This is a genomic window from Mesorhizobium sp. BH1-1-5 (assembly GCF_020165615.1).
In the GTDB taxonomy this organism is placed as follows: domain Bacteria; phylum Pseudomonadota; class Alphaproteobacteria; order Rhizobiales; family Rhizobiaceae; genus Mesorhizobium.
In genome coordinates, this window is the sequence record NZ_JAIUIM010000010.1 from 39,432 (window position 1) to 51,888 (window position 12,457).

A 12,457-nucleotide genomic window follows, 5' to 3' on the forward strand; every position below is an offset into this window, starting at 1 on the left:
GCTCAAGGCGCCGTGTTGTAGTCGATCACGGTCTGCGGATTCATCTCGCCGTCATAAGAGGCATCGACGTCATACTGGACCAGCGAGAAATCGCCGTTGCGGAAGAGATATGTTCCCGATGACGAGGCATCTCCCACACCACGCCATTTGTCGGATGTGGTGATGGTTTTGGTGTTGTCGTCATAGTCCGAGTTGGTCGCCCAGCCGCTGGTTTTGAACCCGATGATGTGGATCGACTCGACCTTGCCTTCGCTGTTGTTGTTCTCATAGCGGATATCGAGATCCGGCTCGGTGAACTGCAGCTGGGTGACGCCGTTGACGTCATCGCCGATGTAGTAGACCGCCGTCTCGTTATAAGCGGCCATCGAGCAGAAGAAGCGGAACAGCCGCGTCTCGCGCTCCGGGTCGCTGGGCTGGGCGTCCTTGTCCTTGTAATGGATGGAGTGCGCCTCGGGCTCGCCGATCGGCTTGCCGTCCGGGTCCTGCTTGTCGCACTGGCCGCCATAGGTGGCGAGAAACGCCTTCTTAGCCTGCTCCAGCGCCTCGTCCTTCTTCGGCGGCGGCGGGCCGTCGCCGCAGCTTGCCGGAACGGCGCTGTCGAAATCCTCGGTCGAGGGCTTCAAGGCGCCCTTGTCGATGAAGATCGGCTGAAAGGGCGGTTCCTGGATCTGCGCATTGACCTGGCGGACCGTGTAGCAGCCGGCGAAAACCTTGGCCTCGCCCTTCTTGTCGGTGGCCTGGATGGCGATTGGGACACTGTAATAGATGCTGCCGGCCGCGCCCTCGTCCGAAACGGCGCCGGTCTTGACGTCGACGGTGTCGGTGCCGTCATAACCCTTGACGAAAGCGTTGAAGTCTTTAGCCGGCTTCGTATCGCCGAAATAACCCCAGGCGCGGGCGAACTCGTGGCGGTTGATGGCGCTGTAGAGCGAACGGATGACCGCATCGGCGCTGGACCTGTCATCGATATAGGGCGCATCGGCTGCGAGCGCCGAGTGGCCGATACTGGAAAGGGAGAACAACGCAGCCGCTGCGAGAAAGACGTGTCTCATCGGGAATCTCCGCTCGATAACGAAAATACTACCACGGCGATTGCGGCGGCGCGGTGACGTGGGGACACGAGCGCTTGAAGAATCGTGGCCGGAGGCGCTAGGTCACGGCCCGCGGCGCTGGGGCCGCCTTGGGAGATTACCCGTGACCATTTCCATGTACGACATTTCGGTGGGCGTCTTTTCTGCCCGGCTCAAGGCGCTTGCCAGCGTCCTGACGGCGGCGGAGCAGAATGCCGGCGAGCGCAAGATCGATCCGCAGGTGTTCCTCAACGCGCGGCTGTCGCCTGACATGTTCGCTCTGACCAGGCAGGTCCAGATCGCCACCGACCATGCCAAGGGCGCGCCGTCGCGGCTGGCCGGCCGCGAGGTGCCGAAATACGAGGACAATGAAGCGAGCTTTGCCGATCTGCAGGCTCGGATCGCCAAGACGCTCGATCATCTGGCGACGTTCACGGCGGCCGATCTGGAGGGGTCGGAAGACAGGACGGTCGAGTTAAAGCTCGGCGGACGCGAAGCCACGCTGCCCGGCCTGCAGTACCTGCTGCATGTGGCGATGCCGAATTTCTACTTCCACGTCACGACCGCCTACGACATCCTGCGCCACAATGGCGTGCCGCTCGGCAAGCAGACGTTCCTCGGAAATCGCTGACTTTTGAATGGCTTGGAGGTTTCCCAGGCGTCCCGGGAAACCTCTTTGGTCCAGTTCGGCTCAGCGGATCGACATTTCGCGCGCGACGCGCGGAAAATCCGCCGGCTTGATGCCGATATCGGCGCGGTCGGCATTGCTCATCGCATTGAGAAGCGCGAGCGCCGCACGGTAACGCTGGTGTTCCTGCGGCCGCGGCCGAGCGAACATTTCAGTGAAGAACCCCATGACTCAATAGCCCCTGTTGGTCCTCCCGACTCCACGGTATAGGTGATTTGTTAAAAATTGTGCAGTGCAGCAATTGCATGGCTGCCATGCCGGATGAAATTTTTTCTGTCACAATCGGCTTTTCGTGAAACTTTCGGGCGGGCTCGACCGTAGGCACCGGTGCCGGCTCATGGCTGGCTTTTTCCTCGCCACTCCTGGCGAAACTGCCGGGCTGCACGAAAGTGCGGTCCGGCTTTTTGTTGTCGATGGCCGCCAGCCGGGCATAAAGCCGGCAATTGTTAACGTCGCCAGCATTCATTTTTAACGAGAGCGCCCTATGTTCGCGGCATCAACGCATGCCGTCATCATAGGGGGAGGCTGAGATCGGCACCGGGAACAAGCTCGATTTCGCTTCGTTGCTCGACGACCTGATCGTCGCCTCGGAGAAAGGCGAGGAAGAGGGCGCCCGGCCATCGATCCCGTTCGACTATCTGTCGGTGGCCGATGAATTGCATTCCGGCCGCATCAAGGTCGCCGGCGAGAGCGTTGCCGCCGAATATCGCGAGTCTGGCGCCGATCTTGCCGCCGAGTTCGCGGCACTTCTCGACCAGGCGAAACTGGCGCTGGCCGGTGAAGAGCACCGGCCGGAGGAGAAGCTGCCGCCGATCGATCCCGAAGCGATCGCTGGCGAACTCGGTCTCGACCGTCCAGCCAAGAACGCCGATTTCGGCCGCATCCGCCGCAACTTCGCCTTTGCCAACCATCCGGACCGGGTCGCGCCGCATCTGCGCCAGCGCGCCATGATCCGCATGCAGGTGGCCAACATGCTGATCGACGAAGCCAAGCGGCGGGCGTTGGCCGGGGCCAGGCGGTAGTCCCCCGGCTGGAGCTTCTCCAATATTCGTCATCCTTGGGCGTAGCGACGCGAAGCGGAGCGCAGACCCAGGATCCATGCCGTGACCTTCAACGCAAAATGCAACGGTGTAGAATTCTGTAATCGCTGCAACGTCTTAGCGTAACGGAATGGATTCTAGGGTCTCCGCGCGTCGCTTCGCTCCTTGCTCCGCCCTGGAATGACGAACTGACTGACGCTTCGGCCAGTCTCGAAACTGGGCGACTTTGCAAAACGCAAGCGTTTTGCTCTATGTTCAACTTCCTCCCCGCGCTGTCCGCGCAACCTCCCGCCGGAGAAACCCCATGCATAAACGCCGCCTTGGTCGGACCGATCTCCTTGTTTCGCAAATCTGCCTCGGCTCGATGACTTGGGGCCAGCAGAACACCGAGACCGAGGGCCATGCGCAGATGGATCTGGCGTTCTCGCGCGGCGTGAATTTCATCGACACGGCCGAGCTCTATCCGATCCCGCCCAAGGCGGAGACGCAAGGGCGCACCGAGAAGACCATCGGCAGCTGGATGAAGGCCAACCGCAACCGCGACAAGGTCATCCTTGCCTCGAAGGTGGTCGGCCGCACGGCCAACGCGTGGTTCCGCGGCGATCGTCCGTCGAAGCTGGTGCGCGCCGACATCTTCGACGCGGTCGAGAAATCGCTGGCCAAGCTCGGCACCGACTATATCGACCTTTACCAGATCCACTGGCCGGACCGGGACATTCCGTGGGGCTCGAATCCGACGCGCGTCGGAGCGGTGGCGCGGCGGGCGGATGCGGCAGGCGCTCCGGGAGACGAGACGCCGATCGCCGAAACGCTCGCGGTCTTCGAGGAACTGGTGAAGGCCGGAAAGATCCGCCATCTCGGCCTCTCGAACGAAAGCTCCTGGGGCGTCATGCGCTTCGTCTTCGAAGCAGAAAAAGGCAAGGGTCCGCGCGTCGCCTCGCTGCAGAACGCCTACAGTCTCGTCAACCGCACCTTCGAGGTGAACCTTGCCGAGGTCTGCGAGCGCGAGGAGATCGCGTTTCTTCCCTATTCGCCGCTGGCGCAGGGCTATCTCACCGGCAAATACAATCATGGCGCGCGGCCGCAGGGCTCGCGCTCGCAGCTCTTCAACCGCGGCCAGCGCTACGAGACGCCGAATGCCGCGGAAGTGCTGCTGGAATACACCGAGCTGGCGCGCTCCTTTGGCCTGGAGCCGGCGCTTTTCGCCAACGCCTATGTGGCGAGCCGGTCCTTCGTGACCGCGAACATCGTCGGCGCGACCACCATCGCGCAGCTCGAGATGGCGCTGTCCTCGGCCGGCGTCACCTGGACCGAAGAGATGCAGAAAGCGGTCGACGCCATCCATCAGCGTGTCGGCAATCCGTGTCCTTGAGCGGGAATCGTTAAAAAAACAAAGGGGTGGAGACGATGGCAGAGTTTCCGATCGAGACCGTGCGCGGCAGATTTCCGGCGCTTTCGCTGGTCGATGACGGGCGCCGGCGCATCTATCTCGACAATCCCGCCGGCACGCAGGTGCCGCTGACGGTGGCGGACGCGGTGTCGCGCTGCCTGCTGTCGACCAACGCCAATCTCGGCGGTTTCTTCGAAACGGCGGTCGCGGCGCAGCAAGTGGTCGACAGGGCGCATGCCGCGATGGCCGATTTCCTCAATGCCGCGAGTGTCGAGGAGATCGTCATCGGCGCCAACATGACGACGCTGACCTATCACATGTCGCGCACGCTCGGCCGGACGATGAAGCCGGGCGACGAGATCATCGTCACGCGCATGGACCACGAGGGCAATGTCTCGCCCTGGCTGCAGCTTGCCGAGGATCTCGACCTGGTCGTGCGCTTCCTGCCGTTCAACGAGCGGAGCTGGCAGGTGGAGGAGGCGGCGCTCGAGGCGCTGCTTTCGGAAAAGACCCGGCTTGTCGCGCTGAATTATGCATCCAACCTCACCGGCTCGATCAATCGGGTGAAAGCGCTCACCGAGATCGCCAAGCGGGCTGGCGCGCTGGTCTATGTCGATGCCGTGCAGTTCGCGCCGCATGGGCTGATCGACGTGCAGGAGCTCGGCTGCGATTTCCTGATCTGCTCGGCCTATAAATTCTTCGGGCCGCATATGGGCATATTGTGGGGCCGCCGCGACGTCCTCGACGGCCTTGAGCCTTACAAATGCCGCTGCTCGTCGAACGTCCTGCCCGAGCGGTTCGAGCTCGGCACGCCGCAGATCGAGCTGATGGCCGGGCTGACGGCGGCAATCGACTATTTCGCCAATCTCGGCGCTTCCGCCGGCGAGGGTGGCTCGCGGCGGCAACGGATCGCCAAGGCGTTCGAAGTCTCGATCGCTTACGAGAACGCGCTGGCCCGGCAATTGATCGAAGGCCTGTCCGATATAGAGGGCCTGGTCATCCACGGCATCACCGATCCGGAACGCCTCGCCGAACGGGTGCCGACCATTTCCTTCACCGTCGAAGGCATCGAGCCGGAAACGATCGTGCGGCAGATGAATGCCGAAAACATCTTCCTGTGGTCAGGCCACAATTATGCGTGGGAGGTCGTCCACCAGCTCGGCATTCCGGCCGAACAGGGCGTCGTGCGCATCGGCATTGCGCATTACAACACGGCGGCCGAGATCGAGGAGACGCTGGAAAGCGTGCATCGCGTTATCGCGATGCTGAGGCAGGAACGGTCCTGAGTTAGCTCTGCTTGCCGCCGAAGCCGGTGAGGAAGGCGGTGAGGTTGTCGCCGAGCGCATCGCAGAGATAGCCGCCTTCCTGGACGATGACCGTCGGCAGGCCGAGCCCGGCAATCGCTTCGCCGATGCGCGAGAAGCCTGGCGTCGTCACCGACAGGCCGCCGAACGGATCGCCTTCGAAAGCGTCGAGGCCGAGCGCTACGACCAGCGCTTCCGGCGCGAAGGCGCGGATGCGCTGAAAGGCTGCCGATAGCGCTTCGAGAAAGGCCGCGTCGCCGGATTTGCGCGGCAGCGGCAGGTTGAGATTGTAGCCGAGGCCGGGACCGTCGCCGCGTTCGTCGGCATGACCCCAGAAGAACGGATAGAAGCGCACCGGATCGGCATGCAGCGAGACGGTCAGCACGTCGGGCCGGGCGTAGAAGATGCCTTGCGTGCCATTGCCGTGGTGCAGGTCGACATCGAGGATGGCGACGCGGGCAGCTTGTTTGCGCAGCACCTGCGCCGCGACCGCCGAATTGTTGATGAAGCAGAAGCCGCCGGCGACATCGGCGAAGGCATGATGGCCCGGCGGGCGGCAAAGCGCATAGGCCGAAGGCGCGCCGGCCATCACCGTCTCAGCGGTCTCCACCGCGCTCCAGGCGCTCCACAGGGCGCTGTTCCAGGTCTCGGCCGAGATCGGGCAGGCGGTGTCGGCCATGTGGTAGCCGGCCTGGCCGACCGCCGAGGCCGGATAGGAGCCGTTGCGGGCGATCGGGTGAATGTTCGGGATGACCTCCGCCGAAGCGCCTTCGATGCGCTGCCAGCGCGTGAAAATGTGCTCGAGGAAGTCGAGATATTCAGGCGTATGCACCGCCGCGACCGGGCCAAGCCCATGATTCCCTGGACGTTCGACCGTCAAGCCGGCCGATATTGCACCGGCTAACAATCTTTCGACCCGCTCCGGCTTTTCCGGGTTGGGCTGCGGCGTGCCGCTGGAGAGGAAGGCCTTGGGATCATGGCGTTTCTGCTCCTCGGCATAGAAGGCTTTCATCGTCATTCCTCCGGCGTATCGGCAAAGGCGAAGAAGGCATCGCCGACGATCTTCTGCACCTGTTCGTAGCTCGACCAGCCGATGCCTAGCTTTTCATAGAAGGCCTTGGCGGTTTCGTTGTCGGTGTCGACGGACAGCCTCAGATAGACGCCGCCCGCCGCGCGGCACTCACTGGCCACGCGCCGCAGCAGTTTCTCGCCGATCCGGCGGCCGCGAAAACGATCCTCGACGTAAAGATCCTGCACATAGACGCCGGGACGGCCCATCCAGGTCGAGAAGATCGGGAAATGCAGGCAAAGCCCGGCGAATTCGCCGTCGATCTCGGCGATCACGGTCGAGAAGGCGGGCTTTTCGCCGAAGCCATAGCGGCGAAGGTCGTCGGGCGTCGAGGTGATTTCCTGATGCGCGCCGATATAGGTGCCGAGGCGCAGCAGGGCGGCGTGGATGGTTTCGACGTCGTCGATGCGGCCGGGGCGGAGGGTGATTGGTGCCGGCATCAAAACACCTTTCTCACCCCTCCACCGGCAGGTCGAGTTCCTCCGCCAGCGCTTCCAGGGAGTCGCCGATGATGGCGATCATCTCGCCGATCTGCTCTCTGGTGATGATCATCGGCGGCGCCACCATGAAATTGTCGCCGTCGACGCCACCCTTGACCTTGCGGCCATAGATGATCAGGCCGCGCGCATAAGCATGGTCGAGCAGGCGCTGCGTTGCCTTGCGGGCCGGGTCGATCGGCTTCAAGGTCTCGGGATCGGCGACCATTTCGGCGCCGGTGAGCAGGCCCTTGCCGCGCACGTCGGCGATGAAGGGGAAGCGCTTTTGCAGGCTCTTCAACTCCGCCATCAGCACATCGCCCATGGCGGCGGCGTTGGCGATGAGATCGAGCCGGTCCATCTCGCCAAGCACGGCGAGGCCGGCCGCGCAGGCCAGCGGATTGCCGGCATAGGTGTGGCCGTGCTGGAAGCCGCCCGAGGCAAGCAACGGTTCGACCAGACGCATCGGCGCGGCCAGCGCGCCAAGCGGCGCGTAGCCCGAGCCCAGCCCCTTCGAGAGCGCCACGATGTCGGGCCTGCAGTTCCAGTGGTCGCCGCCGAGGAACTTGCCTGTCCTGCCGGCGCCGCTCATCACCTCGTCATGGATCAGCAGGATGCCGTAGCGATCGCAGATTTCGCGGATGCGCGCATAATAGCTGTCGGGCGCGACAAGGGCTGCGGTCGCAGCACCGCCGATCGGCTCCATGATGAAGGCCAAAACGCTTTCCGCGCCTTCGGACTGGATCTTTTCCTCCAGCATGTCGGCGTAGCGGACCCCGCGCTGTTCCATCGAGAGATTGTCGCGGTCCCGCCAGGCGGTGGGCGCCGGCACCGTCGGCATCACCTTCATCATCGGCGTGAAGCTCTCGGCCAGCGCATCGTCGCCGGTGACCGAAAGCGAGCCCAGCGTGCCGCCGTGATAGGACGGAAAGCGGGTGATCACCTTCCAGCGCTTGGGCTGGCCGGTGACGACCGCCCATTGGCGGGCAAGCTTGATGCAGGATTCGGTCGCTTCCGAGCCGCCGGAAACGAAGAAGATGCGGTCCATGCCTTCAGGGAGCTTGCCGGCCAGTTCCCGCGCCAGTTCCTCGGCTGGTTCGTTCTCGAAATGCAGCCGGTAGGCGAAAGTGGTCTTGTCCATCTGCCGCTTCATGGCGTCGAGCACGTTGCGGTTGGAATGGCCGATATTGGCGACCATCGGCCCGCTCGAGCCGTCGATGAAGCGGCGGCCGTCCTTGGTCCAGAAATAGATGCCCTCGGCGCGGTCGACAAGCGGCCGCCGCAGGCTCGACAAATAGAACAGATGCGATGGCGGCCGTGCTTCGATTTCGGGCGAGGGCTTGGCTTGGGACTTCGACATGTCAGGACTTTCCGAGATAGCGGTCGAGAACATTTTTCGTCACGCGTTCGACCATCGCGTCCTGCCTTAGCAGGCCGGCGACCCATTCGCAGCTTCCAGCATGGAAGACCTCGCCCTTGCCGCTTGGGAAATTGACGATCATGCCGTTGCCGCGCTTGACCTTGTCGAGATTGGCGTCGCTGGCCTCGCCGAACAAGGTCTCGGCGGTGAAGCGGCCGTCCTCGTCGGTGAGGAACTGGTCCTCGATCGGGATGTCGGCGCTTTCCTCGACCTGGCTCGCCATGCCGACGGCCAGCACCTGGAGCCCGTCCGGGGCGCCGCTATCAGCCGTCGGGTAGGGCAGGCCGCCGCGAATCTCGAAATCGAGCCCGTCGACCTCATAGCCGTAGACATGGCTGTCGGCGCCGAGCAGGTCGCCATAGTAGATGCCGGTGCCGGCGAAGGCCCAGTGCTCCGGACGATAGACCGGAAAGCCGCGCACGCCGCGCGGCGCGCAGCCGCCCCAGCCGGCATAGACGCCCCGCGTCGCGTTGAGGCCGAAGGTGGCGCTGCCCGGACGGCCGATCTCGGGCGCCTCCCAGGAATTGGTGGCGCGGGTGACGTCGCCGCCGCGATAGGCGGGGTCCTCGGCGCGCGCCTTGTATTTGTAGCAGACCTGGCGGCGGCCCTTGTCCTCCAGCCTGGTCTGCCACATGAAATTGCCGGCGAAGCGCGCCGCATGGCCGCCGCGCTCGATATAGTCGTCAACGGCGTCGCGCATCTCCCAGGTCCAGTATTCGTCATGGCCGACGAAGACGACGCAGTCGTAGCCATCGAGGATATCGGGCGAAAAATGGAGGTCGTGCTGGCTGGCGAGATCGACCTGGTAGCCGGCGCGTTCGGCGAAGCGGAAGAAATGGCTGTCGTAGCTCGCCCAGCCGGAGGAGGCATATTTCTTCGAATGTCCGGTGGCGAAAGCCCATTCCATATGCGGATAGCGCGGCACGGTCTTCGGCGGCACCGCGACTACCAGCGGCACGCGCGGCGCATCCTTGGGCAGGACGACGAAGCCGCGGCACCAGGGGCGCTCAGTCGACACCGTCGTCGCGTACTGGTCGCGGTTCGGGCCGGTGATGCCCTGATAGTGGTTGGAGCCGCCCCAGGTGTTGTAGGCAAGCCAGGTGCCGGTCGCGGCGACCTGCAGCAGGCGGCCAGCTTTTCGGCCAGGCAGGGGCGCGACGATGAAGAGATGATGGCTATGGATCGGCTTGCCGTCCCGGCCGTCGGCCGAAAGTGTGACGCGATAGGCACCGGATGGCCAGTCGTCGCCGACGCCGAATTCGAACGACGCTTCCCAGCCGCAGCCATCGACCGAGCATTGGTCGGGCGTGTCCTGCCAGCGCGCCGACAGACCACGTTTCTCGAAGACCTTGGTTTCAGCCGCTCCGTCGCGGACGATGACGATGCTGAATTGCGGCATTGTCGAGCTCACATGGAGCGTCACCGTATCGCCTGGACGATAGGAAAAACGGTCGCTGTAGCACCAGATCTCGCCGCTCGAGCCATCCATCCCCGGCCATTCGTAATAATGGCCGCGCACCGCTTCGCGACGCTGCTCGGGCGTCAGCCCGAAATCGGGGAATTCGGTGGGCAGTTGCGTCAAGGAACACCTGAGATCACGAGGTCGTCATTGAGACCATTGGCCGGCCGAGCGTCAAATGGAAAGCATCGGGCCAGCGCGCCTTGCGCTTGGCGATATCCGGCAAACGAGTTACTTCATGCTGACGCGATGTTCCAACGCCGGGAGCCGACATGCTGAGGGTGCAAAAGGTCAAGGTCGACGACATCTACGTGCCGACGGCACGGCGCAAGACGCTGCATCCCGACACTGTGCGCCATCTCGCCGAGGATATTCTCGAGAACGGCATGAAGACACCGATCCAGGTGCGGCACGACGGCAAGCGCCACATACTGGTCGAGGGGCTGCATCGGCTCGAAGCCGCGAAATGGCTGGGCGAGACCGAGATCGACGCCTATCTCGTGCAGGCCAAGCGGCATTGATTTCTCGTCGGGGACGGGCCTATCACCGTTAGCGATCGCGTCCCATCAAAGCTTTCTGATTGACGCCGCCGTGCCGGCGGCTAGAGCGTTCCGACACTCACGAACAGGATGCTTACCATGGCGAAATATGAGGGTGGATGCCTGTGCGGCGCGGTGCGCTATCGTGCGGAGGCGGAGCCGATGAACGAGCGCGTCTGCCATTGCCGGATCTGCCAAAGGGCAATCGGCGCCGCTTTCAACGCGCGGCTCCTGTTCCGCATCGACGACGTGGCCATCGAGGGGCCGGTGGCGACGATCAATTCCACGCCTGACCTCCAGCGCGGCTTCTGTCCGGTGTGCGGCACGACGATGTTTTCACGCCGCGACTCCAGGGGCATTCTCGGCGTCACCTCCGGCTCGCTCGACGACCCGTCGCTGTTCAAGCCCGACATGCATTTCTGGACCGCTTCGAAGCAGCCCTGGGTGATGCTCGACGACGGCCTGCCGCAATATGAAGGCGCGCCGCCGGTGTAGCTTCTTGCCTTCTCCCCTTGTTGTGGGAGAAGGTGGCCGCGAAGCGGCCGGATGAGGGGTGTTCCAGAAGACACCAGTGTCTCACTCCGCTGGAGCACCCCTCATCTGTCTCGGCGCTGCGCGCCGATCCACCTTCTCCCACGAGGGGAGAAGGGAAAACTGCACAAAAATTTCATCTTCGATTCACGAGATAGCCGGCAAAACGTCATTGGCGAGCCATCTTTGACTGCCTATCTAAGCGCCATGCGGGCAGGCATCGAGGAGGCGACGGATGAGCGAGAGCATCAACACCCTGGACGAGCTTTTGAACGACCCGATGGTCCAGCTCGTGATGGCGCGTGACCGTGTGCGTCCGGCCGAGCTTCGCCTGCTTCTGGAAAAGGCTCGCGACAGGGCCGGCGATGATTCCCGCATCGACCGGGCTTCGGTGCCGCCAGCGCATGTGGTGGCAAGAAGCTGCCTGAAGCAGTGGCTCTACCGCTGAGGCAATTCCAGGAAATTGGTCAGCTCGAATTTGCGGGCAGGTAACTGTAATGACTGCGCAAATAGGCAAGCTTGAAGCCGAGCCGGTCGTAGTTGCGATAGGCCGGCCCGTCGCGATCGGGGTGCGGCGCCTCGATGTCGGCGACAAACAGTTTCGCGCCGGCGGCGATGCCGTCGCGAACCAGCCTTTCCCCAAGCCTTGCATCAAGATCGAAGCTCGGCGCCATGATGCCCGGCACCGGCGCGTCGATGCCGCTCCAGGCAGTGCCGTCTGAGATGAAGAGCGAGCGGACCGCCTCCACGGCGCCTCTGCGTCTCAGCATGTAGTGATGCCAGCCCTTGCGGCCGACAAGCGCCGTGAGCCAGGGCGAGGTGGGCAGCCTGTATCTGGCATCGATGAAAGAAGCCCATTCGGAGGCTGTGCCGGGCGTGACCTCCTCGACCACCAGATCGTCAACCGGGATCAGCGGGTCGCCCGGGAAAAGCGGTTCGTCCGCCAGCGGGGTCGCGTCGCGATAGATGCGCTCCCAGCCGCCTTGCTGCTGCATCCCGCGCGCCTCCAGCCAGCATCTCAGCCGCGACGGTTCGGTGTGTGGACTGGTGTAGAACCACGGCCGCATGATGCCGGCCGCGCGGTAGTGCGCGAGCAGCGCGTCGACTTGTTCCTCCGTCGCCGGACCATCGACGCCGATATTCTTCACGCAGTTGAAATGGATGAACGGGATCGTCGTGCAGGTGGTCCAGACGAGGTCGCCGTCGCTCGCGATCGAAAGCCCTTGCCGGGCCGCGAAATCCGCGGGCGCCGCTTCGTAAAGGTCGAGCCATGCAGCGACTTCGGCGCGTTCGATGGCGCGGCTGATATCGCGCGACACCTCCTCGATCGCGATTTCCGGGACGTGGGTTTGCGGCGGCACGACTGGCTGCAATTCCGAGAGGGCGGCGGTCGACATGGCATGCTCCCCGATTTACCTTACAGTGTAAGATTAGTGGAGAATAATATAACGACGCCTGTTGTCAAGCAGGA

15 protein-coding genes are annotated in these 12,457 nt (G+C 63.6%); 7 read left to right on the plus strand and 8 right to left on the minus strand.

The features are described 5' to 3' along the window. Positions 1–2 precede the first annotated feature (2 nt). The gene (locus LB572_RS15095; RefSeq protein ID WP_224668263.1) at positions 3–1,052 is read right to left on the minus strand and encodes a DUF1176 domain-containing protein; all 1,050 of its coding nucleotides are present in this window, start codon (positions 1,050–1,052) and stop codon (positions 3–5) included. Between the two features lie 142 nt (positions 1,053–1,194). Between LB572_RS15095 and LB572_RS15100 the strand changes: the two genes are divergently transcribed. After that, positions 1,195–1,701, plus strand: coding sequence for a DUF1993 family protein (locus LB572_RS15100; RefSeq protein ID WP_140806225.1), 507 nt, complete (start codon positions 1,195–1,197; stop codon positions 1,699–1,701). 60 nt (positions 1,702–1,761) lie between these two features. On the opposite strand, the gene LB572_RS15105 is transcribed toward LB572_RS15100, so the two are convergent. After that, positions 1,762–1,926 (minus strand): DUF1127 domain-containing protein, encoded by a 165-nt coding sequence (locus tag LB572_RS15105; protein ID WP_140806231.1) that lies wholly within the window; start codon positions 1,924–1,926, stop codon positions 1,762–1,764. Beyond that, positions 1,910–2,224 (minus strand): hypothetical protein, encoded by a 315-nt coding sequence (locus tag LB572_RS15110; protein WP_140806237.1) that lies wholly within the window; start codon positions 2,222–2,224, stop codon positions 1,910–1,912. Before LB572_RS15110 ends, LB572_RS15105 begins: the two co-directional genes overlap by 17 nt. A 97-nt stretch (positions 2,225–2,321) precedes the next feature. Here LB572_RS15110 and LB572_RS15115 point away from each other — a divergent pair, with 97 nt between their 5' ends. The 3 genes from LB572_RS15115 to LB572_RS15125 all read left to right on the plus strand — a co-directional run bounded on the left by LB572_RS15115 (position 2,322) and on the right by LB572_RS15125 (position 5,474). Then, complete coding sequence (locus LB572_RS15115; protein WP_140806245.1) at positions 2,322–2,780, plus strand: hypothetical protein; 459 nt, start codon at positions 2,322–2,324, stop codon at positions 2,778–2,780. 322 nt (positions 2,781–3,102) lie between these two features. Further along, on the plus strand, positions 3,103–4,170 hold the full coding sequence (locus LB572_RS15120) for an aldo/keto reductase (protein ID WP_224668264.1): 1,068 nt from the start codon (positions 3,103–3,105) through the stop codon (positions 4,168–4,170). 35 nt (positions 4,171–4,205) lie between these two features. Then, positions 4,206–5,474: a cysteine desulfurase-like protein gene (locus LB572_RS15125; protein WP_224668265.1), complete on the plus strand. Its 1,269-nt coding sequence runs from the start codon at positions 4,206–4,208 to the stop codon at positions 5,472–5,474. A 1-nt stretch (position 5,475) separates the two neighbouring features. On the opposite strand, the gene LB572_RS15130 is transcribed toward LB572_RS15125, so the two are convergent. The 4 genes from LB572_RS15130 to LB572_RS15145 are packed head-to-tail and all read right to left on the minus strand — an operon-like array spanning position 5,476 to position 10,039. Beyond that, positions 5,476–6,504: a histone deacetylase family protein gene (locus tag LB572_RS15130; RefSeq protein WP_224668266.1), complete on the minus strand. Its 1,029-nt coding sequence runs from the start codon at positions 6,502–6,504 to the stop codon at positions 5,476–5,478. Positions 6,505–6,506: 2 nt separating this feature from the next. Beyond that, a complete protein-coding gene (locus tag LB572_RS15135) occupies positions 6,507–7,001 on the minus strand; it encodes a GNAT family N-acetyltransferase (RefSeq protein ID WP_224668267.1) in 495 nt (164 codons plus the stop codon). A 13-nt stretch (positions 7,002–7,014) separates the two neighbouring features. Continuing rightward, positions 7,015–8,397 (minus strand): aspartate aminotransferase family protein, encoded by a 1,383-nt coding sequence (locus LB572_RS15140; RefSeq protein WP_224668268.1) that lies wholly within the window; start codon positions 8,395–8,397, stop codon positions 7,015–7,017. 1 nt (position 8,398) lies between these two features. Next, positions 8,399–10,039, minus strand: coding sequence for a N,N-dimethylformamidase beta subunit family domain-containing protein (locus LB572_RS15145; protein WP_224668269.1), 1,641 nt, complete (start codon positions 10,037–10,039; stop codon positions 8,399–8,401). A 149-nt stretch (positions 10,040–10,188) separates the two neighbouring features. Between LB572_RS15145 and LB572_RS15150 the strand changes: the two genes are divergently transcribed. From LB572_RS15150 to LB572_RS15160, 3 genes are all read left to right on the plus strand, one after another. Then, positions 10,189–10,437 (plus strand): ParB N-terminal domain-containing protein, encoded by a 249-nt coding sequence (locus tag LB572_RS15150; RefSeq protein ID WP_224668270.1) that lies wholly within the window; start codon positions 10,189–10,191, stop codon positions 10,435–10,437. 117 nt (positions 10,438–10,554) lie between these two features. Then, positions 10,555–10,950, plus strand: a complete 396-nt coding sequence (locus tag LB572_RS15155) for a GFA family protein (protein WP_224668271.1) — start codon at positions 10,555–10,557, stop codon at positions 10,948–10,950. Positions 10,951–11,221: 271 nt separating this feature from the next. Next, the gene (locus LB572_RS15160; protein WP_140809787.1) at positions 11,222–11,434 is read left to right on the plus strand and encodes a hypothetical protein; all 213 of its coding nucleotides are present in this window, start codon (positions 11,222–11,224) and stop codon (positions 11,432–11,434) included. 19 nt (positions 11,435–11,453) lie between these two features. On the opposite strand, the gene LB572_RS15165 is transcribed toward LB572_RS15160, so the two are convergent. After that, the gene (locus LB572_RS15165; protein ID WP_140809785.1) at positions 11,454–12,383 is read right to left on the minus strand and encodes a hypothetical protein; all 930 of its coding nucleotides are present in this window, start codon (positions 12,381–12,383) and stop codon (positions 11,454–11,456) included. Positions 12,384–12,457 lie beyond the last annotated feature (74 nt).

Coding starts and splice junctions, on each gene's coding strand:
- LB572_RS15165 (WP_140809785.1), bottom strand. CDS start 12,383: ATGTCGACCGCCGCCCTCTCGGAATTGCAGCCAGTCGTGCCGCCGCAA.
- LB572_RS15130 (WP_224668266.1), bottom strand. CDS start 6,504: ATGAAAGCCTTCTATGCCGAGGAGCAGAAACGCCATGATCCCAAGGCC.
- LB572_RS15105 (WP_140806231.1), bottom strand. CDS start 1,926: ATGGGGTTCTTCACTGAAATGTTCGCTCGGCCGCGGCCGCAGGAACAC.
- LB572_RS15125 (WP_224668265.1), top strand. CDS start 4,206: ATGGCAGAGTTTCCGATCGAGACCGTGCGCGGCAGATTTCCGGCGCTT.
- LB572_RS15110 (WP_140806237.1), bottom strand. CDS start 2,224: ATGAATGCTGGCGACGTTAACAATTGCCGGCTTTATGCCCGGCTGGCG.
- LB572_RS15135 (WP_224668267.1), bottom strand. CDS start 7,001: ATGCCGGCACCAATCACCCTCCGCCCCGGCCGCATCGACGACGTCGAA.
- LB572_RS15155 (WP_224668271.1), top strand. CDS start 10,555: ATGGCGAAATATGAGGGTGGATGCCTGTGCGGCGCGGTGCGCTATCGT.
- LB572_RS15120 (WP_224668264.1), top strand. CDS start 3,103: ATGCATAAACGCCGCCTTGGTCGGACCGATCTCCTTGTTTCGCAAATC.
- LB572_RS15095 (WP_224668263.1), bottom strand. CDS start 1,052: ATGAGACACGTCTTTCTCGCAGCGGCTGCGTTGTTCTCCCTTTCCAGT.
- LB572_RS15150 (WP_224668270.1), top strand. CDS start 10,189: ATGCTGAGGGTGCAAAAGGTCAAGGTCGACGACATCTACGTGCCGACG.
- LB572_RS15160 (WP_140809787.1), top strand. CDS start 11,222: ATGAGCGAGAGCATCAACACCCTGGACGAGCTTTTGAACGACCCGATG.
- LB572_RS15140 (WP_224668268.1), bottom strand. CDS start 8,397: ATGTCGAAGTCCCAAGCCAAGCCCTCGCCCGAAATCGAAGCACGGCCG.